This window comes from Jujubicoccus corallicola (assembly GCF_047345645.1).
Lineage (GTDB): Bacteria > Pseudomonadota > Alphaproteobacteria > Rhodobacterales > Rhodobacteraceae > JBLEFH01.
This window is the reverse complement of sequence record NZ_JBLEFH010000010.1, coordinates 116,587-142,048: the sequence shown is the minus strand read 5'-3', so window position 1 is coordinate 142,048 and position 25,462 is coordinate 116,587. Positions and strand designations below refer to the sequence as shown.

23 protein-coding genes and 1 tRNA gene are annotated in these 25,462 nt (G+C 62.7%); 7 read left to right on the top strand and 17 right to left on the bottom strand.

Annotated features, from left to right (window positions below; genetic code table 11):
• Positions 1-41: 41 nt before the first annotated feature.
• Positions 42-527, bottom strand: a complete 486-nt coding sequence (locus tag ACMA5I_RS14795; protein ID WP_525887051.1) for a DUF3576 domain-containing protein — start codon at positions 525-527, stop codon at positions 42-44.
• 284 nt (positions 528-811) lie between these two features.
• Here ACMA5I_RS14795 and ACMA5I_RS14790 point away from each other — a divergent pair, with 284 nt between their 5' ends.
• The gene (locus tag ACMA5I_RS14790; RefSeq protein ID WP_525887050.1) at positions 812-1,873 is read left to right on the top strand and encodes a porin; all 1,062 of its coding nucleotides are present in this window, start codon (positions 812-814) and stop codon (positions 1,871-1,873) included.
• A gap of 85 nt (positions 1,874-1,958) precedes the next feature.
• Entirely contained in the window at positions 1,959-2,609 is a 651-nt protein-coding gene (locus ACMA5I_RS14785) for a YggS family pyridoxal phosphate-dependent enzyme (protein ID WP_525887049.1), read from the top strand.
• Here ACMA5I_RS14785 and ACMA5I_RS14780 read toward each other — a convergent pair.
• Together ACMA5I_RS14780 and ribA are read right to left on the bottom strand one after the other, a co-directional pair.
• A complete protein-coding gene (locus tag ACMA5I_RS14780; protein WP_525887048.1) occupies positions 2,603-3,109 on the bottom strand; it encodes a L,D-transpeptidase family protein in 507 nt (168 codons plus the stop codon). The two genes, ACMA5I_RS14785 and ACMA5I_RS14780, sit on opposite strands and share 7 nt — an antisense overlap.
• Positions 3,106-4,209 carry a GTP cyclohydrolase II gene (gene ribA / locus ACMA5I_RS14775; RefSeq protein WP_525887047.1) on the bottom strand — a complete coding sequence of 368 codons (1,104 nt, stop codon included), beginning with the start codon at positions 4,207-4,209 and terminating at the stop codon, positions 3,106-3,108. The genes ACMA5I_RS14780 and ribA overlap by 4 nt, the downstream gene beginning before the upstream one ends.
• 82 nt (positions 4,210-4,291) lie before the next feature.
• On the opposite strand from ribA, the gene ACMA5I_RS14770 reads away from it, so the two are divergent.
• Entirely contained in the window at positions 4,292-4,978 is a 687-nt protein-coding gene (locus ACMA5I_RS14770) for a response regulator transcription factor (protein ID WP_525887046.1), read from the top strand.
• 62 nt (positions 4,979-5,040) lie between these two features.
• On the opposite strand, the gene ACMA5I_RS14765 is transcribed toward ACMA5I_RS14770, so the two are convergent.
• The 5 genes from ACMA5I_RS14765 to ACMA5I_RS14745 all read right to left on the bottom strand — a co-directional run bounded on the left by ACMA5I_RS14765 (position 5,041) and on the right by ACMA5I_RS14745 (position 9,095).
• Positions 5,041-5,310: a Txe/YoeB family addiction module toxin gene (locus ACMA5I_RS14765; protein ID WP_525887045.1), complete on the bottom strand. Its 270-nt coding sequence runs from the start codon at positions 5,308-5,310 to the stop codon at positions 5,041-5,043.
• Positions 5,307-5,549: a type II toxin-antitoxin system Phd/YefM family antitoxin gene (locus ACMA5I_RS14760; protein ID WP_525887044.1), complete on the bottom strand. Its 243-nt coding sequence runs from the start codon at positions 5,547-5,549 to the stop codon at positions 5,307-5,309. Before ACMA5I_RS14760 ends, ACMA5I_RS14765 begins: the two co-directional genes overlap by 4 nt.
• Positions 5,550-5,702: 153 nt before the next feature.
• Positions 5,703-6,797 carry a DNA-methyltransferase gene (locus ACMA5I_RS14755; RefSeq protein ID WP_525887043.1) on the bottom strand — a complete coding sequence of 365 codons (1,095 nt, stop codon included), beginning with the start codon at positions 6,795-6,797 and terminating at the stop codon, positions 5,703-5,705.
• 82 nt (positions 6,798-6,879) lie between these two features.
• Positions 6,880-7,485: a ribonuclease HII gene (gene rnhB / locus ACMA5I_RS14750; RefSeq protein ID WP_525887042.1), complete on the bottom strand. Its 606-nt coding sequence runs from the start codon at positions 7,483-7,485 to the stop codon at positions 6,880-6,882.
• Complete coding sequence (locus ACMA5I_RS14745; RefSeq protein WP_525887041.1) at positions 7,482-9,095, bottom strand: long-chain fatty acid--CoA ligase; 1,614 nt, start codon at positions 9,093-9,095, stop codon at positions 7,482-7,484. The genes rnhB and ACMA5I_RS14745 overlap by 4 nt, the downstream gene beginning before the upstream one ends.
• 135 nt (positions 9,096-9,230) lie before the next feature.
• Here ACMA5I_RS14745 and ACMA5I_RS14740 point away from each other — a divergent pair.
• The 4 genes from ACMA5I_RS14740 to ACMA5I_RS14725 all read left to right on the top strand — a co-directional run bounded on the left by ACMA5I_RS14740 (position 9,231) and on the right by ACMA5I_RS14725 (position 14,653).
• A tRNA-Leu gene (locus tag ACMA5I_RS14740) sits at positions 9,231-9,315 on the top strand.
• A gap of 114 nt (positions 9,316-9,429) precedes the next feature.
• Positions 9,430-10,491, top strand: a complete 1,062-nt coding sequence (locus ACMA5I_RS14735; protein ID WP_525887040.1) for an efflux RND transporter periplasmic adaptor subunit — start codon at positions 9,430-9,432, stop codon at positions 10,489-10,491.
• The gene (locus ACMA5I_RS14730) at positions 10,488-11,585 is read left to right on the top strand and encodes an efflux RND transporter periplasmic adaptor subunit (protein ID WP_525887039.1); all 1,098 of its coding nucleotides are present in this window, start codon (positions 10,488-10,490) and stop codon (positions 11,583-11,585) included. The genes ACMA5I_RS14735 and ACMA5I_RS14730 overlap by 4 nt, the downstream gene beginning before the upstream one ends.
• Complete coding sequence (locus ACMA5I_RS14725) at positions 11,582-14,653, top strand: efflux RND transporter permease subunit (RefSeq protein WP_525887038.1); 3,072 nt, start codon at positions 11,582-11,584, stop codon at positions 14,651-14,653. Before ACMA5I_RS14730 ends, ACMA5I_RS14725 begins: the two co-directional genes overlap by 4 nt.
• Here ACMA5I_RS14725 and ACMA5I_RS14720 read toward each other — a convergent pair.
• The 9 genes from ACMA5I_RS14720 to dnaN form a co-directional block, all read right to left on the bottom strand.
• A complete protein-coding gene (locus ACMA5I_RS14720; protein ID WP_525887037.1) occupies positions 14,641-15,393 on the bottom strand; it encodes a glycerophosphodiester phosphodiesterase family protein in 753 nt (250 codons plus the stop codon). The genes ACMA5I_RS14725 and ACMA5I_RS14720 overlap by 13 nt on opposite strands.
• A complete protein-coding gene (locus ACMA5I_RS14715; RefSeq protein ID WP_525887036.1) occupies positions 15,386-15,847 on the bottom strand; it encodes a RidA family protein in 462 nt (153 codons plus the stop codon). Before ACMA5I_RS14715 ends, ACMA5I_RS14720 begins: the two co-directional genes overlap by 8 nt.
• Positions 15,844-17,130 (bottom strand): HlyD family type I secretion periplasmic adaptor subunit, encoded by a 1,287-nt coding sequence (locus ACMA5I_RS14710; protein ID WP_525887035.1) that lies wholly within the window; start codon positions 17,128-17,130, stop codon positions 15,844-15,846. Before ACMA5I_RS14710 ends, ACMA5I_RS14715 begins: the two co-directional genes overlap by 4 nt.
• Positions 17,127-18,863 carry a type I secretion system permease/ATPase gene (locus tag ACMA5I_RS14705; RefSeq protein ID WP_525887034.1) on the bottom strand — a complete coding sequence of 579 codons (1,737 nt, stop codon included), beginning with the start codon at positions 18,861-18,863 and terminating at the stop codon, positions 17,127-17,129. Before ACMA5I_RS14705 ends, ACMA5I_RS14710 begins: the two co-directional genes overlap by 4 nt.
• Positions 18,864-18,945: 82 nt before the next feature.
• Complete coding sequence (gyrB, locus tag ACMA5I_RS14700) at positions 18,946-21,360, bottom strand: DNA topoisomerase (ATP-hydrolyzing) subunit B (protein WP_525887033.1); 2,415 nt, start codon at positions 21,358-21,360, stop codon at positions 18,946-18,948.
• Between the two features lie 130 nt (positions 21,361-21,490).
• Positions 21,491-22,681 (bottom strand): glycerophosphodiester phosphodiesterase family protein, encoded by a 1,191-nt coding sequence (locus ACMA5I_RS14695; protein WP_525887088.1) that lies wholly within the window; start codon positions 22,679-22,681, stop codon positions 21,491-21,493.
• 157 nt (positions 22,682-22,838) lie between these two features.
• On the bottom strand, positions 22,839-23,276 hold the full coding sequence (locus ACMA5I_RS14690) for a VOC family protein (protein WP_525887032.1): 438 nt from the start codon (positions 23,274-23,276) through the stop codon (positions 22,839-22,841).
• Positions 23,273-24,340 carry a DNA replication/repair protein RecF gene (recF, locus tag ACMA5I_RS14685; RefSeq protein WP_525887031.1) on the bottom strand — a complete coding sequence of 356 codons (1,068 nt, stop codon included), beginning with the start codon at positions 24,338-24,340 and terminating at the stop codon, positions 23,273-23,275. The genes ACMA5I_RS14690 and recF overlap by 4 nt, the downstream gene beginning before the upstream one ends.
• Positions 24,337-25,455: a DNA polymerase III subunit beta gene (dnaN, locus tag ACMA5I_RS14680; RefSeq protein ID WP_525887030.1), complete on the bottom strand. Its 1,119-nt coding sequence runs from the start codon at positions 25,453-25,455 to the stop codon at positions 24,337-24,339. The genes recF and dnaN overlap by 4 nt, the downstream gene beginning before the upstream one ends.
• Positions 25,456-25,462 lie beyond the last annotated feature (7 nt).

Below are 25,462 nucleotides of genomic sequence, written 5' to 3'. Positions count from 1 at the left end.
TAGAATCCCTGAGTGGCGGCCCTCACGCGGGCCGCAAAGAGTTAACGGCCTTGCGAGGCGATGCGCAGCTGGCGCGCGCGGGTGAGGATCGCGTCCTCAATCTGGCGCGTGGTTTCCGCCGAGGCCGGAACACCGCCGCCGCCCGCAGCGCGCTGGACGGAGACCTTAAGGCTCCGCGCATCGAGCGCCGGGCCGGTCACATAAACCGTCGCGCGATAAAGCTGCGACGAGCCGGGCGCGCGGCCCCAACCGGTGGTGAACACGCCCGCAAACGGATCGGCGGTTTCCAGCGGCAGGAAGGACAGCGTGTCGAGCGAGGCCTGCCAGATGAATTTATTGACGTTGATCTCGCGGTTCGCATCGGACTGGTTGGTAAAGAGATCGAGAAGACCCGGGCTGTCGTCCCGCGCATAATCAGGCACGTTCTGGCGCTGCTCTTCAATTTGCGCGTCACGATCCGGGTTACAGGCGGCGAGGCCGAGCGCTGCGACGAGCGCGAGGGGAATCAACCGGAGAGGGGCAGGCATCGCGGCCTCCTTTGGAAAATATACTGTTGCAAGCGGTTTTAGCGGCGACAAGGCGGGCTCACAAGGGGGCTGAATGAACGCGGCGCACAGGCGCTCACAGGGCTTTGACTAAAGAAAATAAGGGTCTACGCGGTGACACTGTGGCAAAGCTGCACCATTTTTCGCAAACCGCACCCGGCGCGGGCGTGCTTTGATTGACCCAAAAGGGTGTTTTGGAGGAATAAGATAGCACTTCTTCCAGATCCTCTGGTGGATCGAATTAGAAACCTGAAAGGGACACGACGATGAAAAACGTTCTCTTCGCAACCACCGCACTGGTTGCTTTCGCAGGTGCCGCAGCTGCTCAAGACGCAGAAACCGGCATCTCCCTCACCGGCTCCGCTGAACTCGGTGTTTCGCACACCTCGCTGGACGGCCTGAGCGGCCCGTTCTCGATCGAAGGCGCTGACATCGGCGAAGGCAATGACAGCACGACTCACTACGTGCATGACTTTGACCTCAAAGCTGTTGCAACCGGCACGACCAACAACGGTCTGACCTTCGGTGGTGAAATGGACCTCGACGACCTCGGTCGCGACACCTCCTACACCATCGGTGTTGACGAAGAAGGTAACCCGGTCCTCGTTGAGGAAGCTGGCGGCACCTACGATTACTCCGTCTACATCTCGGGCGCTTTCGGCACCCTGACCGGTGGTTCGGACGTTGACTCCGCATTCGAAAAAGCACTCGCTGAAATCGCTACCGGCGGTATCGACGACGAAGCTGCTTACTATGATGACGAGCACGACCTGTTCAACTCGAACTTCGGCGGCGACACCCTGCGTTACGACTACTCGATCGCTGGTTTCACCCTCTCGGGTTCGTATCAGGGCGAAGCTGAAGGCCTCGACAACGGCCTCTTCTCGGTCGGTGCTGGCTTCTCGCGCAACGTGATGAATGCTGACCTCGACTTTGGTCTTGCTTACCAGACCGGTGAGAACGACGACAATGTCGAGTTCGACGCTTACGGCATCACCGCTGGCACCACCTATATGGGCTTCGGTCTGACTGCTGGTTACACCCGTTACGACATCGACGACGAGAAGAACCTGACCACGATCCAGGGTTCGGCAACCTACGCAATGGACGCATATGAGTTCGGTGCGAACGTTGTGTCGTTCGACTTCGAAGACGAAGCAGGCCTCGACTGGATGGCATACGGTCTGTTCGGCGCTTACAACCTCGGTGGTGGCGCGAAAGCAACCGCAGCTGTTTCCTTCGTCAACTTCGAGAACGAGCTCGACGGCGACGCAGCAGTTGACTACGACGTCACCCGTATCGGTGGCGGTATCGAAATGGAATTCTAATCCCTCGGGATCAGAAACCTTTCACGAAAGAGCGGGCCTCGTGCCCGCTCTTTTTTTATGCGCGAAGCGGCGTTATGTGTGGGGCATGAGCTTGGAAGACATCACCACCCGCCTTCGCAATGCCGCTGAAAACGCTGGTAGAAACCCCGATGACATCACGCTGATCGCTGTCTCGAAACGGCAGGAGGAAGCGCGGATTCGCGAGGTTCTGGAAGCGGGGCACCGCGTCTTTGGCGAGAATCAGGTGCAGGAGGCGCAAGGGCGCTGGCCGGATTATCGCGAGGAGTTTGAGGGGGTGAAGCTCCATCTCATCGGGCCGCTGCAATCCAACAAGGTCAATACCGCCTTCGATCTGGTTGATGCCTTCCACGCCCTCGACCGTGAGAAAATCGCCCGCAAATTCGCCGACAAGGCGCAGGAGGCGGGGCGCTCTCCGGATCTCTTCATTCAGGTGAACACCGGCGAAGAGCCCCAAAAGGCCGGCGTGTTGCCGAGCGAAGCGGATGATTTCATTGCCACTTGCCGGGGCATGGACCTGCCGGTGAAGGGGCTGATGGTGATTCCGCCGGTCGATGAAACGCCAAGCCTGCATTTCGCGCTGCTCGCGAAGATCGCCAAGCGCAATGGGCTGGACGGGCTTTCCATGGGGATGAGCGACGATTTCGAGGAGGCGATTGCGCTTGGCGCGACGCATATCCGCGTGGGCAGCGCGATTTTCGGGAAACGCGCCTATTGAATGAGGATCCGGCTCCGCGGGGTCCAGCGGGAGAGAATCGCCAATAGATCGCCCGGATCGAAGGCGATGCAGCCCTCGGTCGGGTAGCGCGGTCGCCGCCAGACATGCAGGAAAATCGCGCTTCCGCCGCCGGGGGTGATCGGGTCGCGGTTGTAATCCATCACACCGACGAGATCGTAAAGCGGGTCGGCGCGGCGCAGGCGCTCATGGCTGGCGGCATAAGGGCGGCAGATCGGGCGGTTATAGCCCGCCGGGTCCGCCGGATCGTCACCCCAACCATCTTGCGGACCGCTTGTAACAACCGGTAGGGGCAGGGTCGGCACCGGGCGGTCGGGCCGTGTGATCACATATTGCAAGCGATGCACACCGCGCGGCGTGATGCTGTCCCCTTCGCCGCGTTTTTCGCCAATCCCGCCGCGCCCGATGGCGCAGGGGAAGCGCAGCCCGCTGAACCGCGCGCCCCATTTTGTGATCACAAGATCGTCACGCGTCGCGATCATAGCAAATGCCCGCTTTTCTTGGCCTTTGTCGCGAGATAGGCGCGGTTTTCGTCGCGTGGCGGGATGATGAGCGGCACGCGCTCGGTGACCGTCACGCCATTTCTTTCCAGCATCGCGACCTTGCGCGGGTTGTTCGTCAGCAGCCGCACCGCGTCCAGTTTCAGCCCTTTCAGCATGGCCGAGCCGAGGCGGAAATCCCGCTCGTCATCCTCGAAACCGAGCCGATGATTGGCCTCGACCGTGTCAAACCCCTGGTCCTGAAGCGCATAGGCGCGCATTTTGTTGGCGAGGCCAATCCCGCGCCCTTCCTGATTGAGATAGAGGAGCAGCCCGCGCCCTTCATCGGCCATCATCTCCAGCGCTTTATGAAGCTGCGGCCCGCAATCGCATTTGAGTGAGCCCAGCACATCGCCCGTAAAACAGGCGGAATGGAGCCGCGCCAGTGGCGGATCGCCCGAGATCTCGCCGATCTGAATCGCGTAATGCTCCTCACGCGCATCGGGGGAGCGGAACACCCGGACGCGGCCGAATTGCGAGACCTCAAGCGGCACACGGGCGGCGGAAATCTCGACAAGTTTCGGCGCGGCGCTGTCCGCTTCAATCGTGATCACAGAGACGCCGTCCGGGCGCGCATCCGTCTCGACCAGGAGCGCCGCAGGCAAAAGCTGCGCATCCTTGCAAAGCTGAAGCGCCGCGCGGGCCGCCGCCGGATCGCCGCCGCGGAGCGAAGAAAACGGGCCTTTCATGGGATAATCGAGATCCCATTGCGGGTCCGCCATGGCGCGCACCCAGGCCAGATCCGCGTGATCCGGCAGCGCGAGCCGCGCCAGATCCCCGTCATAGGCCGCGATTCGCAGGGTTTCCGCCCGCCGCGCCGAAATCACCATCTGCGCCGCGCCCAATGCACGTAACGCAGCAAGGCGTTCCGCCGTTGCCGTCTCCGCCGCGAGCATCAGCCCGGCCCCCTCCAGCGCCACGGGCAGGCCAAGGCGCAGATCCGCCGCCGCGCGGGCGGCCCATTCGGTCTGGCTGGGTTTGAGCGCCTTGGAATTCACGTGATACGGCCTCACATTCTGAAACAATCTGCCACGTTTGGACACGCGTTCGTGATAAACTCTCGCCACCACTTGCGAAATCACGCGACTGATCCTTCCTTATCACCAGATTTCACGGAGGTGTAATATGAGCAGTGCAAAAAATATCCTTTTGATCGACGATGATTTTGATCTGCGCGAGGCGCTGGCCGAGCAGCTTCGCATGAGCGAAGAGTTTAACGTGACCGAAGCGGGCAACGGTCAGGAGGGGCTGGAGACGGCGAAGGACAATCTCTTCGACCTCATCATCCTCGATGTCGGTCTGCCTGATATGGACGGACGCGAGCTGTGCCGCGTGATGCGCAAACAGGGCGTGACCTGCCCCGTCATCATGCTGACCGGCCATGACACCGACAGCGACGCGATCCTTGGGCTCGATTCCGGGGCGAATGATTATGTGACCAAACCGATGAAGTTTCCGGTGCTGCTGGCGCGAATCCGGGCGCAGCTTCGCCAGCATGAAAGCTCCGAAGATGCGGTGTTCACGGTCGGGCCCTACACGTTCAAACCGGCGGCAAAGCAGCTTCTCGAAGGCGACAAGAAGATCCGCCTGACGGAGAAAGAAACCAATATTCTCAAGTATCTCTACCGTGCGGGCGAAAAAACCGTACCGCGTGAAGAACTGCTGCATGAGGTCTGGGGCTACAACGCCGCGGTCACGACGCACACGCTGGAGACGCATATTTACCGCCTCCGCCAGAAGGTCGAACCGGACCCGCAGAATGTGTCGATCCTGCTGACCGAGCAGGGCGGGTATCGGCTGGCAGCGAGGTAAGATGGGAGGGGGCCGGTGAGGCCCCTTAACTTCTACGGAAATTCGGCTAACGACTGTCTTCGTCAATAGTGATATCTTAGTTGGGCGATGTCCAAGCTTTGTTCGTCGCCTTTACCGCTTACGCGATACACGAACCGGTGTTCATCGGTAATGCGCCTTGACCACCAGCCGCTGAGATCACCCTTGAGAGGTTCGGGCTTTCCGATGCCTTTGAAGGGTGTTCTTCTTGTGGCTTTTATCAACTCGTTGATCCGGAGCAGCCCTTTTTCATGACCTGCGGACTGCCACCAGATGTAATCCTCCCAAGCGTTATCGGAAAAGATTAACTTCAAAGTTCGACATCACGTTCCGTGCCGCGACCAGCATCTAGTTGCGCAATGGACGATTGCAAACGCCGCGCGTTTTCTGGGCTTTTTTGAAGATGCAGCGTTTCTTGGATCGCATTGAAATCATCAAGTGAGATCATCACGACAGCTTCGCGGTTTTTACGCGTGACAACGACCTCTGTGCGATCATGTATGACGCGGTCCATAACATCCTTCAGCGATGCGCGGGCATCTGTGTAAGTCATAACATCCACTTGAGGCACCTCTTTATGAGTCTCTTATTATATGCACAGAATCCTGTACATTTCAAGATTTAAGCGCTGAGAATTTTCGGGTCTCGGCCTCGTAGCGGCCCTGAGCGCGAATATGCTTATATCAAGGAAGTTTGAGACTCGCTCTCACATCTCCGCCCGGATCTGCTGCCGGAGCGTGTCGATCGGCACCGGCGCGCCCTCTTTCTTGTAGCACCAATAGGTCCAGCCGTTGCAGCTTGGCATGTTCTCCAGAATCGCGCCGACCTGGTGGATGGAGCCGCGGGCGTCGTGGGCGACGAGGGTGCCGTCGGCGCGGATGCGGGCTTTGTGGCGGCCGGATTGGGAGTAGAGGAATTCGCCGGGGCGGAGCATCCCGCGCTCAATGAGTTGGCCGAAGGGCACGCGCGGCGCGGCGCGTTTCGACTGGCTCACTTCCAGCGCATCGCGGTCGTAGCGGCGGATCGCGTCGATGCGTTTGGTCGCGGCCTGAATATAGGCGTCCTCGCGCTCGATGCCGATATAGTGGCGGCCGAGACGTTTGGCGACGGCGCCGGTCGTGCCGGTGCCGAAGAACGGGTCGAGCACCACATCGCCGGGATTGGTCGAGCCGACGAGGACGCGGTGGAGCAGGGCCTCGGGCTTCTGGGTCGGATGCGCCTTCTCGCCGCTCTCGGTTTTCAGGCGCTCATTGCCGTTGCAGATGGGGAGCAGCCAGTCGGAGCGCATCTGGGTGCCTTCGTTGAGGGCCTTGAGCGCTTCATAGTTAAAGGTCGGCTTGGCGGTGTCGGATTTGCCGGCCCAGATCATGGTTTCATGGGCGTTGGTGAGGCGCTTGCCCCGGAAATTCGGCATCGGGTTCGACTTGCGCCAGACCACATCGTTAAGGATCCAGAACCCCGCATCCTGTAGCGCCGTTCCGACGCGGAAAATGTTGTGATAGGAGCCGATCACCCAGATCGCCCCGTCGGGCTTGAGGATGCGGCGCGCGGCGGCGAGCCATTCGCGGGTGAACTGATCGTAGACCTTGAAGCTCGCGAACTGGTCCCAGGCGTCGTCCACGGCGTCCACCAAGGAGTTATCCGGGCGGTGCAGATCTCCTTTGAGCTGCAAATTATAGGGCGGATCGGCGAAAATCAGATCGACAGAGTTTTCCGGAAGCGACTGCATGATCTCGATGCAGTCCCCTTGCAGGATGGTATCCTTTGGCAATTCTGCCACGCGCTGTGTTGTTTTCGCCATGCCTCTAAGTCCCGATTTTTGTGTCTGGGTTATGAGGCTTAGTGTGAGTCAAAGGTGATTCGTGGTCAATTTCTTTTTCGAATCAGTCACTTAGAGATTTTCCTTCACACAAGATATTGTGGATGGGTTTGAAGGAACGTCTATGATGTGGGGTGACCCCTAGGGATTTGAGCGCCTCGGAATGGGCTTTCACGCCATATCCGGCGTTTCTTTCCCATCCATAGCCGGGAAACTGTTGCGCAAGGGCAACCATCTCTCGGTCGCGCGTCACTTTGGCGATGATGGAGGCGGCACCGATGAGGGGGGAGCGGTCGTCGCCCTTTACTACGGCTTCACCGGGGCAGGGGAGGACGGGCAGGCGGTTGCCGTCGATGAGCGCGAAGGCGGGAGTGGTGCCGAGGGCGGCGATGGCCCGCTCCATGGCGCGCATCGAGGCGGCGAGGATGTTGATCGCGTCAATCTCCTCCACTTCGGCGCGGCCGATGCCGATGAGGCAGCGCTCGGAAATCGCGTCGAACAGTGCTTCGCGGCGTTTGAGGCTGAGTTTTTTGGAATCGCGGATGCCCTCAGGGAGCCCGTCCGGCGCGATCACGGCGGCGGCGATCACGGGCCCGGCCCATGGCCCGCGCCCGACCTCATCGACCCCGCAAAGCGGGGCCGGATAGTTCGTCTCAAGGATGGGATTCACCCCTCAAGCACCCCGCCATATTCGTCGCGCAGGGTGTTTTTCAGCACCTTGCCGGTGGCGTTGCGGGGCAGCGCGTCGATGAAGATCACGCGGTCGGGCACCTGCCAGGAGGCGACCTTGCCGTCGTAGAACGCGATCATTTCGTCCTCGGCGACATCCTCGCCCTCGCGGACCGCGAGGAGGACCGGGCGTTCGTCCCATTTGGGGTGCCGCGCTGCAATGGCCGCCGCTTCGCGGATCTTGGGGTGGCTCATGGCGATGTTTTCCAGCTCCACCGTCGAAATCCACTCGCCGCCGGACTTGATGATGTCCTTCGAGCGGTCGCGAATGGTCATGAACCCGTCGCCGTCGATGGTTGCGATGTCGCCCGTGTCGAACCAGCCATCCTCGGTCAGGGTCTGCACATCGGTGTTGAAATAATCCTGCACGATCCAGTCGCCGCGGATCAGGAGCCGGCCCTGCGTCTCGCCATCCTCGGCGAGCGGTGCGCCGTCATCATCGACCAGCTTCAACTCCACGCCGAAGGGCGGACGGCCCTGACATTCGCGGATATTCATTTGCTCATCGGGCGACAGATGTTGATGTTTTTCAAGCAGATGGTTGACGGTTCCCACGGGGCTCGTCTCGGTCATCCCCCAAGCGTGGATCACCTCGACGCCGACCTCCGCATAGGCGTGGATCATCGCGGGCGGCGCGGCGGCCCCGCCGATCACGGTGCGTTTCATCGGCAACTCGCTCAGCCCCGCCTTGCGGATCGCGGCGAGCAGCCCTTGCCAGATCGTCGGCACGCCGAGCGCGATGTTGATCTTGTGGGTCATGATGAGATTGAGCAGGCTCTCCCCATCGAGACCCGGCCCCGGAAGCACGAGTTTGCAGCCGCTCATCCCGGCGGCATAGGGGATGCCCCAAGCGTTCACATGGAACATCGGCACCACGGGCATCACGCAGTCGCGCGCCGACATGGCCAGCGAATCCGCCATGCAGATATTGAGGCTGTGCAGCACGGTTGAGCGGTGCGAATAGAGCACGCCCTTGGGGTTGCCGGTCGTCCCGGAGGTGTAGCAAAGCGACGACGCGGTGTCCTCGGTCAGCTCCGGCCAGACGTAATCGGCATCGCCCGTCTCGATCAACTCGTCATAAAAGAGCAGCCCGTCGACCTCGCTCGCGGCCTCCTCATTGCGCGGCCCCATGAGGACGTAATGCTTCACCGTCTCGAATTTCGCCTTCAGCGCCTTGATGAGCGGGAGGAAGGTGAGATCGAAGAACAGCACCTGATCCTCGGCATGGTTGGTGACGAACACATGCTGTTCGGGGAAAAGACGCGGGTTGATCGTGTGGCAGATCAGCCCCGCCCCCGCGACACCGTAATAAATATCGAGATGGCGGTAATTGTTCCACGCGATCGTGCCGCAGCGCGCGCCCGGCTCCAGCCCGAGTTTGCCAAGCGCGGAGGCGAGTTTGCGCGCCCTGAGCTCCGTCTCGCGCCAATTGGTGATCGCGGTGCTGCCATCGGTCTCGACCGAGACAATCTCCGTCTCGCCGTGATATTTCCCCGCATGGGTGATGATCCGCGAAATGGTGAGCGGCAGAGTCATCATCTGTCCAAGCATGTGTTCCTCCCTTTTTGTTAACAATGCCATGCGACGCGGCCCCATGCGAGGGTTAACGTGAGGGAAGGCTTTGGGGTGACGTTGGGGCCAAGGCGTCTGGACAAGCCGCCTTTGCGGCAATATCCCTCATATCGGGCCCGCTTGGTGGAATTGGTAGACACCAGGGACTTAAAATCCCTTGCCTCCGGGCGTGCCGGTTCGAGTCCGGCAGCGGGCACCAAATTTAGGAAAAATGCGACCTATTTGCCGTAAGGTCGCGGGGCCTTTGCCATTGCATTTTGGTGCTTTTTTCGGCTTCAGTCCCGACTGAATAGTCACCATTCGGCAGGATCTTATGACCGCCCCCCGTTCCCTCGTCGCGCTGGCCGTTGCCGCGCTCGCGGCGCCGCTTTTCGCCAATCCGCTGACGGTCACGGTGGTTGAGGTGGCGGTGGAGGAGCAGGTTGTGCCGCTGGCGATCACCGGAACAATTACGGCGGCGGAAACGGTGTCGGTCGGGTTTCGTGAAGGCGGGCGGGTGACAGAGCTTTGGGTCGATACCGGGGACAGTGTGTCCGCCGGCGACCGCATTGCCCAAATCGATCCCACGCAGGCGCGGCTGGCGCGCGATGCGGCGCAGGCGGCGTTGAATGGCGCGCAGGCGACGGCGGAGACGGCCCAAACCGATTATGCCCGTGATGCGGAACTGCTGCGGCGCGGTGTGATCACACGCGCGCGGCTCGATGCGTCGCTCCGGGCGCGCGATGTGGCGCAGGCGGCGGTTGGCCGCGCGGCGGCGCGTCTGGCCGATGCGGAGGAAAGCCTGGAGGACACCACGCTGACGGCGCCGGTTTCCGGGGTGATCGTCGCGCGGGAGGTCGAGATTGGCGAGGTGGTGAGCAGCGCCAGCAGTATTGTGAATATCGCGCAGGATCAGATGCTTGAGGCGCGGTTCATGCTGCCCGGCGGTATTGAGGTCGATGCGTTGATGGGCCAGCCGGTGGATCTCATCCCGGTCGATGCGCCGCAGATCCAGATGACCGGAAGCGTCACCGAAATCGCGCCGATTGTGGATGAAGCGACGGGCAGCGTGGAGATGCGCGCGCGGATCACCGACGCGACCGGGCTCGATACGGATCTGCTTGGCAGTGCGGTGCGCGGGCGGATCACGGCGGCGATGCCCGAAGGGATCAGCATCCCCGCCGACGCGCTGGTGGAAACCGGCGAAGGCCCGGCGGTCTGGGTGATGGCGGGCGAGACGACGGCGGAGCTTCAGCCGATCACCGTCGGGCGCTACGACACCCATAGCGTGATGGTTGCGGAGGGTCTGTCGCCGGGGATGCAGGTCGTGACCGAAGGCGCGTTTCTGCTCTATCCGGGGCGGGAGTTGAACCCGGTGGCGGAGGGCGCGCAATGAAACTTGCGATGATCCCGCTGGTCGCCTTGCTCGCCATCGACGGCTGCCAATCCGACGCGCCGAAAAGCAACGCGGAGACGCAGGATCACCCGCGCCCGGTCGTCTCCATCATCGCGGAGACGGAGCTGGAGGCGCAGCGCCATTACGCAGGGACTATCGTTGCCCGAACCGAATTGGCGCTGGCCTTTCAAACGGCGGGGAGGATGATCGCGCGCAATGTGGAATTGGGCGATACGGTGACGCAAGACACTGTTGTCGCGCAGCTTTCTCCGGGTGAACTGGATGATAACGCCCGCGCGGCGGCGGCGGATCTCGACAGCGCCCGCGCTGCGCTGGCCGAAGCCGAAGCGGAAGCGCGCCGGACCGATGCGCTTGTTGCGCGCGGTGTCGCGCCGCGTTCGCGTAAGGAAAGCACCGACGAGGCCCTGCAAAACGCCCGCGCGCAGGTGGCGCAAGCGGCGGCGAGCCTGTCGAGCGCCGAAGATGCCAGTGATTTCGCGACCTTGGAGGCCCCGATCAGCGGCGTCGTCACCTCGGTTGCGGCCAATGAGGGCGACATGATGCAGGCGGGCGCGCCGGTCCTCTATCTCGCCGATCCCACGAGCCGCGAGGTGGTGATCGACCTGCCGCTGACGGCGGTCGAAACGCTCGCGCCGGGCGATCTTTTCGTGATCCGCCTGCCCGGAACCGATCATGATCCGGTTGAAGCCAGCTTGCGCGAGATCGACCCGCTTGCGGATACCAGCACCCGGACCCGCCGCGCGCATCTTCGCCTTGGCGATGTCGCACCGATCTGGCGGATCGGGCAGATCGTCGATGCGCAAGTGAAGGACGCGGGGAATGCGCAAATTGTGCTGCCTGAAGCGGCCTTTACGGGCGGCGAGCCCCCGGCGGTCTGGCGGGTGAACCGTACCAGCGAGGTCGAAGGGACGGTCGAGCGGGTGCCGCTTTCGGGCGAGATCACCCTGACAGGCCGCCCCGATGCGCGGGTGCGGCTCCCTGGTGACGAGATCCAGAGCGGCGATGAAATCGTTATTCGCGGGGTGAACAGCCTCACCGACGGGCAGGACGTGACGGAGAGGGCCGCGCCATGAGCACACCGCAAAAACGCCGCGGCTTTAACCTTTCCGAATGGGCGCTGCGCCACCGCTCGATGGTCTGGTATTTCCTGATTGTCTCGATGATCGCGGGCACCTTCGCCTATCTCAATCTTGGCCGTGAGGAAGACCCGAACTTTACCATCAAGACCATGGTAATCGCGGGCGCGCTGCCGGGCGCGAGCGTTGAGGAAACGCTGCTACAAGTCACCGACCGGATTGAGAAAAAGCTCGAAGACCTCGACGAGCTGGACACCACGCGTTCGGTCACGATGCAGGGCCAGTCGGTCGTTTATGTGGACCTTCTGGAAACCACGAATGCGAGCGAGATCGACCGCATCTGGCAGGATGTCCGCAACATGATGGCCGATATCCGGGGCGACTTCCCGGAAGAGTTCACCGGCTTTCAGTTCAATGACAATTTCGGCGATGTGTTCGGCAATATTTACGCTTTCACCGCCGATGGCTACAGCCCCCGCGAGATGCGCGACCGACTCGAAGAGGTCCGCACGACGGTGCAAAATGTGCCGCAATCGGGCAAGGTCGAGCTTCTGGGCGTGCAGGATGAGGTGATCTATATCCACTTCTCCCCGAGCCGCCTCGCCGCCCTTGGCCTGACGCAATCCGAGGTGATGGGCACGCTTCAGGAGCAAAACGCGCTGGTCCCCTCCGGCGTGATCGACAGCGGCGAAGATCGGGCCTTCCTGCGGGTCACAGGCGCCTTTGCGGGGGTGAAATCGCTGGAGGATGTCAACCTGCGTATCGGCGAGCGGTTCTATTCGCTGAGCGATCTCGGCAGCATCGAGCGCAGCTATGAGGACCCGCCCTCCGCGCTGTTCCGCTATGACGGGCGGCCCGCCTACGGCCTCTCCATCGGCATGGTCGAGGGCGGCAACATCCTGCAATTCGGCGAAGATCTCGACGCGGCGATGGCCGAAGTCGCCGCCGATCTGCCGGTCGGGATCGAGATGTATCGCGTCGCCAACCAGCCCGAAGTGGTGGATTACGCCGTCGGCCATTTCGTGCAGGCGCTGGCCGAGGCGGTGATCATCGTGCTGATCGTCAGCTTCGTGTCGCTGGGGATGCGCGCGGGCCTCGTCGTGACGATGACCATCCCGCTCGTGCTCGCTATCACCTTCGTGATCCTCAATTATTACGGCATCAACCTGCAACGAATCTCCCTCGGCGCGCTCATCATCGCGCTCGGCCTGCTGGTTGACGACGCCATGATTGCGATTGAAACCATGATCTCCCGGCTGGAACGGGGCGAAAACAAGGAGCAGGCGGCCTCCTATGCCTGGACCTCCATCGCCTTCCCGATGCTGTCGGGCACGCTCGTCACCGTGGTCGGCTTCATCCCGATTGGCCTCAACAACTCGGCGGCGGGGGAGTTTACCTTCTCGCTTTTCGTGGTGATCGCGGTCTCGCTGATCATCTCCTGGATCGTCGCGGTTCTCTTTGCGCCGCTCCTTGGGGTGACGTTCCTCTCCAGCAAGATGGCCAAGCACGACCACACGCCCGGCTGGCTCCGCCGCCGTTTTCACGGGCTGCTCCGCGCCGCGATGCGCTTCCGCTGGATCACCGTCGCCGTGACCTTTGCACTGTTTTTCGTCGCCGTCTGGGGGACGCGTTTCATCGAAAACCAATTCTTCCCGACCTCCGACCGCCCCGAAGTCATCATCGACGTGGCGCTCCGCCAAAACGCCTCCATCGACGCGACCAAGGCGACGATGGACCGGCTCGAGTCGCATCTGGAGGGCGATGAGGACGCGCTGTTCTGGACCTCCTATGTCGGCGCGGGCGCTCCGCGGTTCATCCTCTCCTATGATGTGCCGACCGCCGGGCCGCATATGGGCCAGATCGTGATCCAGACGCCGAGCGTCGAGGCCCGGAACCGTCTGAAAGCACGGCTCGATACCATTGTCCGGGCGGACTTCCCGGCGGCGGATATCATCATCAAGAACCTCGAAATCGGCCCGCCCGTCGGCAAGCCGATCCAGTATCGCGTGGCCAGCCACGACCTCGAAGCGCTGCTCCCGGCGGCGCGCGGCCTTGCGGCGGAAATCGCCAGCGACACGCGGCTTGCCGACATCACCCTCGATTGGTCCGAGCCCGCGCGGGTGGTCAAGGTCGATGTCCTCTACGACCGCGCGCGCCAGCTTGGCCTCAGCCCGCAAGGCATTTCGCAACTGCTGAACTCCGTCTTTGTCGGCCAGACCATCACGCAAATCCGCGACGACACATACCTGATCGACGTGATCGCCCGCGGGCAGGACACGGACCGGCAATCCATCGATGCACTGCGCAATCTGCAAATCTCGACGCCCGGCGGCATGGTTCCGCTGCGCGCCTTCGCGACCCTCTCCTATGACGTCGAGCATCCCATCATCCGGCAGGAAGGCCGCATCCCGACGATCACCGTCAAGGCCGCCATCAGCGCTGCCGTGCAGCCCGACACCATCGTCGCGGATCTCGCCAGCACCGTCGCAGCGTATCAAGACAGCCTGCCCGCCGGGATCACCATCGAGGTCGGCGGCACGGTGGAATCGAGCGCCGAGTCGCAGGGCCCGATTGCCGCCGTTGTCCCGCTGATGCTGTTCCTGATGGTCACGCTGGTGATGGTGCAGATGCAAAGCTTCCGCCTGACCGCCATCGTGATCTCGGTCGCGCCGCTCGCCCTCATCGGGGTGGTGCTGGCGCTCGGCCTCTCCGGCGCGCCGCTCGGCTTCGTCGCGATCCTTGGGGTGCTGTCGCTGATCGGCATCCTGATCCGTAACTCACTGATTTTGATCCACGAAGTGCAGGTGCTCTACGAAAAAGGGCGCAGCCGTTGGGACGCGGTGTTCGAGGCGTCCGACAGTCGCGCCCGCCCGATCCTACTCACTGCTGCCGCCGCCTCGCTCGCGCTCATCCCGATCTCGCGGCAGATTTTCTGGGGGCCGATGGCCTTCGCCATGATGGGCGGGATCATCGTCGGCACGCTGATCACGCTGATCTTCGTTCCGGCGCTGTACTGCGTGGTCTTCCGGGTGAAACGGCCCGACGAGCGCGCCTATGGCCGATAGCCCTCAAAGGTGATGTTGGAGACGATCCGCCGCGCGCGTTCCTCTTCCGCGGCGCTGCGGATGGTCCAGCAGAGCACCGGATGCGTCTTGGCGATCTCCGCCACGCGCGGGCGGTCCAAGTCCTTGTGATCGTGAGAGATAAAACTCGCGCCGACCCGGTCAAAATCCGGGATTTCGCGCAGCGCCTCCAGCCGCGCCTCCGGCACGCCGCGCCAATTGCCGGGATGAAAACCGCAGGTCACCAGCCCGCGCGGGATCTCCGGCGCGGCCTCCGCCATCGCGGCGATGCTGTGCGGGTTGAAAGACATCACCGCGACCGGCCCGTCATAGGTTTTGAGGAGCGCCGCAACGCGGGCCTCCAGCGGCCCGACCATCTCGCCAAGTGCACCATCCTGATCCTTGATCTCGATCAAAAGCGGCACTTGTCCGGCCACCTGCGCCAGAACGGCCTCCAGCGTCGGGATCGTGTCCTCGCTGTCCTTGAGCCGGATCTGTGTTAGCGCGTCCGCATTGCGATCCCGCACACGCCCGGTTTCCGCCGTCAGCCGCCCCAACTCATCGTCGTGAAAGACCATAGCTTCGCCATCGGCGCTCAGTTGCAGGTCGAGCTCGATGCCATAGCCGGCGTCAATCGCGGCCGCAAACGCCGCCGGGCTGTTCTCGATCCGCCCTTGCGCACGATCATGCAGCCCGCGATGCGCGAGCGGGCGGGCGAAAAACGCCTGCGGCAGGTCAGGCAAGGCGGAAGATCGCGTCGATTTCGACGGCGACGCCCATCGGCAGGCTCGGCGCGCCGACCGCCGCGCGGGCGTGGCGGCCCGCATCGCCGAAGGCGGCGACCATTAGATCGGACGCGCCGTTGATCACCTTGGGCTGATCGGTGAACTCCGGTGTGCAATTGACGAAGCCGCCAAGCCGCACGACCTGCGCGATTTTCGACAGATCGCCCTCGCAAGCCGCCTTGGCCTGCGCGATCAGCGCCAGCGCGCAGCGCTCTGCCGCCGCTTGGCCGTCCTCGATGCTCATCGTCTCGCCAAGCCGTCCGGTGATGAGATTACCGTCCGCATCCTGCGAAATCTGGCCCGAGACATAAAGATGCCCGTCCGAGATCACATAAGGCACGTAATTGGCGGCCGGCGCAGGTGCGGCGGGCAGGGTCAGGCCCTTTTCGGACAGGTTTTCTTCAACGCTCATGTCGGCTCCCTGAAGGCTTTGGCGAAGTAATCCGCCATCGGTTTGACGAGATAGGAAAGCGGCGTGCGCTCATTGGTGCGGATGAAGCTTTCGACCGGCATCCCCGGCACCAGCGTCAGCCCTTCCAGCTTGTCGAGCTCGCCATCATTGGGCAGAATTTTGGCGGTGTAGAAGCTCTCTCCCGTCCGCTCATCGGTAAACACGTCCGCCGAGACATTCACCACGGCGCCGAAAATCTCCGGGGTGGTGCGCTGGTCGAAGGCCGAGAAGCGCATGCTGGCGGGCTGGCCGATATGCACCTGGTCGATATGGATCGACTCGACGCGGCTCTCCACGATCAGCGGGCTTTCCGAGGGCACGATATACATCAGCGGCTCGGCGGCCTGAATGACCGCGTTTTCCGCGTGGACTTCCATGCCGTAAACGAGGCCCGACGAGGGCGCGCGGATGTCGAGGCGGGCGAGACGCTCGCGCAGCGACAGGCGGCGCTCGCTGAGGTCGATCTCCTGCCCCTGCTGGTTGCGCAGTTCGGTGATTGCTTCCTCGCGGCGCTGCGTGCCGAGGCGCAGGATTTCGATGTCGAGCTCGGTGATCTGGCCGTTGATCCCGGCGATGGAGGAGGTCAACTCGCCGATCTGGCCCTGCAATCCGGCGCGTTCGCGCTGGAGCGAGAGGACGCGGCTTTGCTGCGTCAGCCCGCGGTCGAAGAGCGATTCCTGATCTTCGAGTTCCTCGCGGATAAAGCCAAGCTGCTCGGTGATCGCGTTGAGCTGCGCCTCGCTGCCCGCAATCTGCGTGGCAAGCTGACCCTTCCGCTCAACCAACTGTTCCCGCTGGTTTCTCAGCGACTCGCGGCGGGCTTCAAACAGGGCGATCTGGCTCTCCTTGAGCTGCGCGGCATCGTCCGCATTGGCCTCGTCCAGAAGGTCGGAAAAGGTGATCTCATCGGCTTCGTCCCGCTCGGCGGCGAGACGGTCGCGGCGGGCGACGAGTTCGAAAAGCTGGCCTTCCACCGAGTCGAGTTCCGAGCGCAGCAGTGTCGCGTCCAGCTTGATCAGCATATCGCCCGCGTTCACAAGGTCCCCGTCGCGGACGAGAATTTCGCCGACGATGCCGCCTTCGGCGTGTTGCACGACCTGCCGGTTATCCTCAACGACCACCTGACCTGACGCGATCACGGCCCCCGAAAGATGGGTCATGACAGACCATCCCCCGATGCCGATGACGAGGACGGCGAGGGCGATAAAGCCGGTGATGAGTTGCGGTCTTGCGCTCCACTTCATTGCACAGTCGCCTTCGGTTTTTCGTTGAGATGACCCTTAAGCTGGTCGAAATTCTTGAGTTGCTCCTTCAGCACCTCGTCGCGCGGGCCGTAAGCACGTTGCAGCCCGTTCTCGATAATCATGATCTGGTCACATTCGCCAATCGCGGCCGGACGGTGGGCGATGATGATCACCGCGCCGCCGGTGGCTTTCATCTTGCGCACCGCTTCGTTGAGCGCGATGGAGCCGTCATTGTCGAGGTTCGAATTCGGCTCGTCCAGCACAAGCAGGATCGGGTCGCCATAAAGCGCGCGGGCAAGGCCGATGCGCTGTTTTTGCCCGCCGGACAGCATACTGAGCGCCGTGCTGAGCTGCGTGTCGTAGCCCTTGGGCAGTTTCAGAACCATGTCATGCACATTGGCGGCGCGGGCGGCTTTGACCACGGCTTCGGAGTCCGGCGTCTCGTCGAGACGCGCGATATTCTCCGCCACCGTGCCGTCAAACAGCACCACATCCTGTGGCAGATACCCGACATAACGGCCCAGAACATCGGGGCCGAACTGCTCCAGCGCGATCCCGTCAATCCGCACCTTTCCGGTCGCGGGTGGCCAGACGCCGATCACTGCGCGGGCGAGGGTGGATTTGCCGGCGCCCGACGGGCCGATCACGCCCATGGCCTGCCCCGGCTCCATGCGGAAGGAAATGCCGCGCAGGGTCGGGGTGCGGGTGCCGGGCGGCACGATGGTCAGGTTTTTCGCCTCGATCACGGCTTTGGGGTCCGGCAGGCGGGTCGGCTCGCGGCCCGTGGGTACGTCGTCGAGCAGGGTCGAGAGGTCGCGCCAGCCCTGCATCGCGCGCTGGACGACCGGCCATTGGCCGATGGTCTGCTCGATCGGGGCAAGGGCGCGGCCCATCAGGATGGAGGCCGCAATCATCGCGCCCGCCGTCATGTCGCCTTGCAGCACCAGATAGGCACCGAGCGCCAGCATCGCCGATTGCAGGAACAGGCGGAAGGTCTTGGAGCCGGTGGTAAATGTGCCGGAATAATCGCTCGCGAGGATCTGCTTTTCGAGGCCCGACTCGCGCATTTTCTGCCAGCGATTGAGGGCGGAGGAGCGCATCCCGAGGCCGTTGATCGTCTCGGTTTCATTGCGGATCTTGTCGGCGAAGCGCTCGGCAGTGAGGGTCAGCCCATTGGCTTCCTCCAGCGGTTTGCGGGTACGTTGCTGGTTGGAGAGCGCGATAACCACGAGGATCGCGCCGCCGACCAGAGCCATGATGCCAAGCCACTGATGGAAGAGGAAAATCGCGGCCAGATAAATCGGCGTCCACGGAATGTCGAACATCGCGAGCAGGGCGGGGGAGGCGAGCAGTTTCTGCACCGCTTCAAGATCGCGCAGGCCCGTGGCCTTGCCTCCGGAGCCGGGCCGGGCGGCCATGTCGAGCTGGGCGTTGAACACCCGCGAGTCGAGCTTCGACTGGAAGCGCGCCCCGACCCGCGCGGCGACGCGGCCGCGCGCATAGTCGAGGATCCCCATGAGAAAATAGAGCATCGCGACCAGCACCGCGAGGCTGACCAGCGTCTCTTCGGAGCGGCTCCCCAGCACGCGGTCATAGACCTGAAGCATGAAGATCGGACCTGTCAGCATCAGCAGGTTCACGAACATGCTGAACAGCCCGACAATCCAGAGAAGCCGCGAACCTTCCGCCCGCGCTTCGCGCAACTCGGCCTTACCACGTCCAGCTTTTGCCATATCACCTCACAACTTTCCGGCCATCTTGCACGGAAAGGTTAACCTACGCTGATCGGATAGCCCTGTGTGTGATCCGCATCAATTAAAAATCTAAGTTTTCGACATTGAGCGCATTTTCTTGGATAAATTCCCGTCGCGGCTCCACAACATCACCCATCAGTTTGGTGAAAATCTCGTCCGCTTCGTCGATATGGCCGACTTTGACTTTGAGAAGGGACCGCGCTTCGGGGTCGAGAGTCGTTTCCCAAAGCTGGTCGGCATTCATCTCGCCAAGACCCTTGTAGCGTTGGAGTGAAAGGCCCTTCTGCCCCTCATCCATCACGGCGGCGAGCAGCTCCTGTGGCCCGTAGATCGGGGTCTCGCGATCCCGGCGGACAAGGGCGGCGGGCTGGCTGTAAATCTCCACCAGTGCGTCGGACATTTGCCCGAGACGCTTGGCGTCAATCGAGCGCATCGCATTGCCGTCGATGGAGCGATTTTCCTCCACGCCGCGCAGGGTGCGACCAAATGTCAGACCGGCATCCTGCGTCGGGCGGCCCTGCCAGCCGCGTTCATATTCCGGCGCAATGAGATCGAGTCGCGCGGCGACCGCATCGGCGACCTGCTGCGGATTTCCGTCAATCGCACCGGGGCGAAAGGCGCCCGCAATTGCCGCCTGTTCCAGCAGGAACCGCGGATAATGGGTCGGGAAGCTGTGGATCGCGGCGCGGGCGGCGCGGGCATCGTCCAGCACCCGGCGCAGATCCGCCCCGGCCAAGACCGTGCCATCGCCAAGGCGAAGCGTTGCGCCCTCAAGCCCTTGACCGATCAGGTAATCTTCGAGCGCCGCCTCGTTCTTCAGATACACTTCCGACTTGCCGCGCCCGACTTTGAAGAGCGGCGGCTGCGCGATGTAGAGATGGCCGTTTTCAATGAGTTCCGGCATCTGGCGGAAGAAGAAGGTCAGCAGCAGCGTGCGGATATGCGCGCCGTCGACATCCGCGTCGGTCATGATGACGATCTTGTGGTAACGCAGCTTGTCGAGGTTGAATTCCTCGCGCCCGATCCCCGTGCCAAGCGCGGTGATGAGCGTGCCGATTTCCTGGCTCGACAGCATCCGGTCAAACCGCGCGCGCTCCACGTTGAGGATCTTCCCCTTGAGCGGCAGCACGGCCTGATTTTGCCGCGAGCGCCCTTGTTTGGCGGAGCCGCCCGCAGAGTCACCCTCGACGAGGAACAGCTCGGACTTCGCCGGATCTTTTTCCTGACAATCTGCGAGCTTACCGGGCAAGGACGCGATATCCATCGCCGTCTTGCGGCGGGTAAGTTCCCGCGCCTTGCGGGCCGCCTCGCGGGCGAGCGCGGCCTCAACGATCTTGCCGACGACCTCTTTGGCCTGATTGGGATGCTCCTCAAACCACTCAGAAAGCTTCTCGTTCATCAGGCTTTCCACCGCCGGGCGCACCTCGGAGGAGACCAGCTTGTCCTTGGTCTGGGAAGAGAATTTCGGGTCCGGCACTTTGACCGAAAGCACGCAGGTCAGACCCTCACGCGCATCATCGCCGGAAAGCGTCACCTTTTCCTTTTTCGCAAGGCCCGAGGACGCCACATAACCGTTGATCGTGCGGGTCAGCGCGCCGCGGAAACCGGCCAGATGGGTGCCGCCATCGCGCTGCGGGATGTTGTTGGTAAAGGGCAGAACCGTCTCGTGATAGCTGTCATTCCACCACATCGCGACCTCGACGCCGATGCCGTCTTTCTCGCCGGTCACGAAGATCGGTTCCTCGATCAGCGGGTGTTTGTTGCGGTCGAGATAGCGCACGAATTCCCGCACGCCGCCCTCATAGATCATCTCGGCGGTTTTGGGCTCCGGCCCGCGCTCATCGGTCAGCGAGATTTTCACACCGCTGTTGAGGAAGGCCAGCTCGCGCAGCCGGTGCTCAAGCGTCTCGAATTTATAGTCGATATTGGAAAACGTATCCGTAGAGGCGAGGAACCGCACTTCGGTCCCGGTCTGCTCGGACTCGCCCACGACTTCGAGATGTTTCGCCGTCTCGCCGCGCTCGAACCGGGCGACATGCTCCTTGCCCGCGCGCCAGATGCGCAGCTCCAGCCAGTCACTGAGCGCGTTCACCACCGACACGCCCACACCATGCAGACCGCCCGACACCTTATAGCTGTTCTGGTCAAACTTCCCGCCCGCATGAAGCTGGGTCATGATGACCTCGGCGGCGGAGACGCCCTCTTCCTTGTGCAGATCGGTCGGGATGCCGCGGCCATTGTCGCTCACAGAAACCGACCCATCGGCATGGAGCGTGACTTTCACCTCATCGGCATGTCCGGCCAGCGCCTCGTCGATCCCGTTATCGACAACCTCATAGACCATGTGGTGCAGGCCAGAGCCGTCATCCGTGTCCCCGATATACATGCCGGGGCGCTTGCGAACGGCCTCCAAGCCTTTGAGAACCTTAATAGATTCTGCGCCATACTCATTACTGGCGGCGGCGGGTTCTGCCATCTGTTATCATCCCTTTTTTGCCTTCGCGAGACTGTATCCTTACGGGCCGGGAATGTCACGGGCAGGGCGGCAGAAAAGCGCTTAAAAAAGGGGCCGCGACGGCCCCTTTCTGTTGGGTTTTTATTAAGGATTAAAGCCCCATGCAGTTGGCATAGAAGGTCGTCGTCGCCGGCCAGTCGGAGAAGACGCCCGCGGCGCCCACATCCTGCGCCAGAACGTCCAGCACTTCGTAGTAATCGCCCGCATTGTCGATCGCATCGGTGACGGAGTTGTAATACCAGCCGCCGCCATCGGTGAGATCGCCGGAGCGCTCCAGCGTCCAGGCGATGATCTCGATATCCGCCTCGGCCAGTTGCTGGGCGAGGGTGGAGGGGACGATCTGGCCGGTTTCATCCAGCGTCACGAGGAAGGGGATCGCCGGTGCGACATAGTTGACGCCCTGTTCCTTCAGCTCCGCCGGGGTGAAGCCCCATGTCTCCGGGTCCATCCCGTCGAGACCCTCAATCGAGCTGTCGTCAATGAGATAGACCGCCTGCTGGCCAAATTCCGGCTCGGCTTCGATCCAATAGAGGACATCATCAAGGTTAAAGCTCTGCGGGAACACATCGCTCGCCGGGATACCCGCCGCTTTATATTCGTCGATCAGCTTCTGCGCGTAATCCTCTTGCGTGAACCCGTCAAACGGCATCTCCACGCTCGGCGCTTTCAACTCGGGCGTGAATTTCGCGCCAAGCTCCTGAAAGAGCCGGATCGACTCCGCATGGGTCATCTGGGTGGTGCCCGCCGAATAAAGATCGGTGCGCCAGTTGGCGGTGCCGTTCTGATATTCTTCCGCCGTGGTCGCCTGCGCGTTGGCGGCATCCATCTTCGGCGTCAGGCTGCGAAATTCCGCGAGCGTGATGTCCGAGGTGCGGCACTCGGCGCTCGCCTCGGTCTCGCCCTCGGCCGGGGTGAAGGGGGTGGTGCATTTCTCCGCGAGATCCGTGACGAGGATATTCGTCGTCGTGTGCAAATCGTTCTGCGCATGGCGGCAGACGAGTTCCTGATCGGCGGTAAAGGTCACGTCACATTCGAGAATGCCCGCCCCCATGGACGCCGCCGCGCGGTTGCCCTCGACGGTATGCTCCGGGATCATCAGCGGCGCGCCGCGATGGCCGATGGAAAAATCGCTCTTTTGCGGCGTCTGGCCGAGGCAGGATTGCAGCGTCTCTTTTAGTTCGCTGTCCTCCATCAGCCCGATCAGAAATTCGGGGCGGGGGCCGTAGCCCGCCGCGAGACCCGCGCTCGTTGCCGCCTCCGCCGTCTCGCTTTCCTGCGCCATGCCCATGCTGGCCGACGCCATCAACAGGGCGCTGAGCCCCAAAGACCAAATCCCACGCATCCGTTTTCCTTTCTCAAAAATGAACAGCGTTTTGCGCCGTTAACTTGCCGATAAACCGCAACGATAGCGCCACAGTTTCGTGACGCGGGCATGACAGTCAGCCGGGCAGGGTGAGGGTGCCGTCGGCGTTGAGCGGCCAGAAGGGGTTATGCGCCAGTTCCCAGACATGCCCGTCCGGGTCCGCAAAATAGCCAGAATAGCCGCCCCAAAAGACCTTTTCTGGGGCTTTGAGGGCGCGCGCCCCTGCATCCAGCGCGTCCTGATAGGCCGCATCGACCTCCGCCTCGCTCGGCAAATTCCGGGCGAGGGTGATCGCGCCGGTGCCAAGCGGCGCGTCCGGGCGGCCCTGATCCTTCGCAAGCTCTTCAAGCGGAAAGAGGCCAAGGGCGAGGCCCTGAAGCTGGATGAAGGTGACGCCAGGCTGGCTCTCCGCATGGGGCGTGAACCCCAGCTTTTCATAGAATGCGGTCGCGGCTTTCAAATCGCCAACGCCGAGGGTGATGAGGGTGACATGCGGATTCAGGGGCGGGCTCATGGGATTTCCTTGATCTGCGACGCGGATTCGGTTTCGCCAATCTCAAGATATATCGCCCGCTTGCCGAGGGCTTGGAATAAATGCGCCTCGGTGCCGGTGAGGAAGGCTTGCAGGTTCAGCGCGCAAATCTCGTCATAGAGCGCGGCGCGGCGGCTCTCGTCGAGATGGGCGGCGACCTCGTCCAGCAGCAGCACCGGCGGCGTGCCCTCCGCGGCCAGCGCGCGAGCGGCGGCGAGGATCAGCGAGATCAGCAGCGCCTTTTGCTCCCCGGTCGAGCATTGCGCGGCGGGCATTCCCTTCTCCGCATAAACCGCCGCGAGATCCGCGCGATGCGGCCCCTGAAGCGCCCGGCCTGCGGCCATGTCCTGCGGGCGGCTGGCCGCGAGCGCTTCGGCCAACGACTCGCGATCCCATTCCCGGCCATCCAGCGTCAGATCCGCCGCCGGGAAGGCCGAGGCCGCGTCTTTCTGCGCCGCAATCAGCCGCGCCACCACCGCCCGGCGGGACGCATCCATCGCCGCGCCCGCCTCCGCCATCCGCGCCTCCAGCGCGCCATACCAGCCCGCATCGCGCACGCTGTCTTTCAACAGCCGGTTGCGCTCGCGCATGGCTTTTTCGTAGTCGAGCGCCGCCTGCCCGTGATCGGGAACGAAATTCAGCACCATCCGGTCCAGAAACTGCCGCCGCCCGCTGGCGCTCTCCAGCCAGAGCCGGTCCATGGCGGGGATGAGCCAGAGCATTCGCAGAATACGGCCAAGGGCGATTTGCGGGGCGGCTTTGCCGTCAATCCGGGTCTGGCGGCTGCCTTCGCCTTCGGCCCATGTTTCAATCTCGTGGTTGCCGACGGCGGCGGTGATCTTCCAGCCCACCGACTCGGGACGGCGGACCAACTCATTCGGGCTTGCCCGCCGCAAGCCGCGCCCCGGTACGAGCAGCGACACGGCTTCGAGAATATTGGTCTTGCCCGCGCCATTATTGCCGTAAATAGCAACGGGCCGCCCGTCAAAGCTGAGACGCGCGGCCCGGTGAGAACGGAAATACGAGAGGGAAAGCTCCCGGATCATACCCGCATGGGCATGACGACATAGATGGCGCTTTCGTCGTCGCCTTCACGCACCAGCGCGGGCTCGCCGGCCGAGTTGAAGAGGAATACCGCGTTTTCGCGGTCGATCTGCTCGGCGATTTCCAAGAGATATTTGGCGTTGAACCCGATCTCCAGCCGCTCGTCGCCATAAGCGACCGCGACTTCTTCATCCGCCGTGCCCGCATCGGGCGCGTTGACGGAGAGGGTCAGACGGTCCTCATCAAGCACCAGCTTGACCGCCCGCGAGCGCTCCGAGGAGACGGTCGAGACCCGGTCCACCGCTTGCTTGAACTCGGCGGCATCCACAGTCATCGCCTTGGTGTTGCCTTGCGGAACGACGCGGGAATAATCGGGGAACGTGCCGTCGATGACCTTGGAGGTCAGCGCGATCTCGGGGGTGGAGAAACGGATCTTCGTCTCCGACACGGCCACATCAATCTCGGTGTCGTCGGATTCGAGCAGCTTGCGCAACTCGCCCACGGTCTTGCGCGGAACGATCACGCCGGGGGCGGCACCTGCGCCGTCGGGCAGCGCGCCATCGACGCGGGCGAGGCGGTGACCATCGGTGGCCACGGCCCGGAGTGCCTGACCCTGCGCTCCATCGGCGATATGCAGATAAACACCGTTGAGGTAATAGCGCGTCTCCTCGGTCGAGATCGCGAATTTCGCCTTGTCGAACAGGCGGCGCAACTCGCCCGCCTTGATCTTGTAATGGCAGTCATATTCCGCGCTCGCCATCTGCGGGAAGTCTTCTTTCGGCAGCGTCGCCAGCTGGAACCGCGAGCGTCCGGCCTGAATGTCGAGACGGCCCGACTGGCCATCATCCTCAAGGCTCACTTGCGCGCCATCAGGCAGCTTGCGGACGATTTCATGCAAGGTATGCGCACCCACCGTGGTCGCTCCGGGGCGCTCCACCATGCCGGCCACCTTGTCCACCACCTCGATGTCGAGATCGGTCGCCCGGAAATTGACGGAGCCGCCATCCGCTTCGATCAGCACATTGGCGAGGATCGGGATGGTGTTGCGGCGCTCCACAACGGATTGTGCCCGGCTCATCGCCTTGAGAAGGGCATTGCGCTCGATCATCAGCTTCATCAAAGGG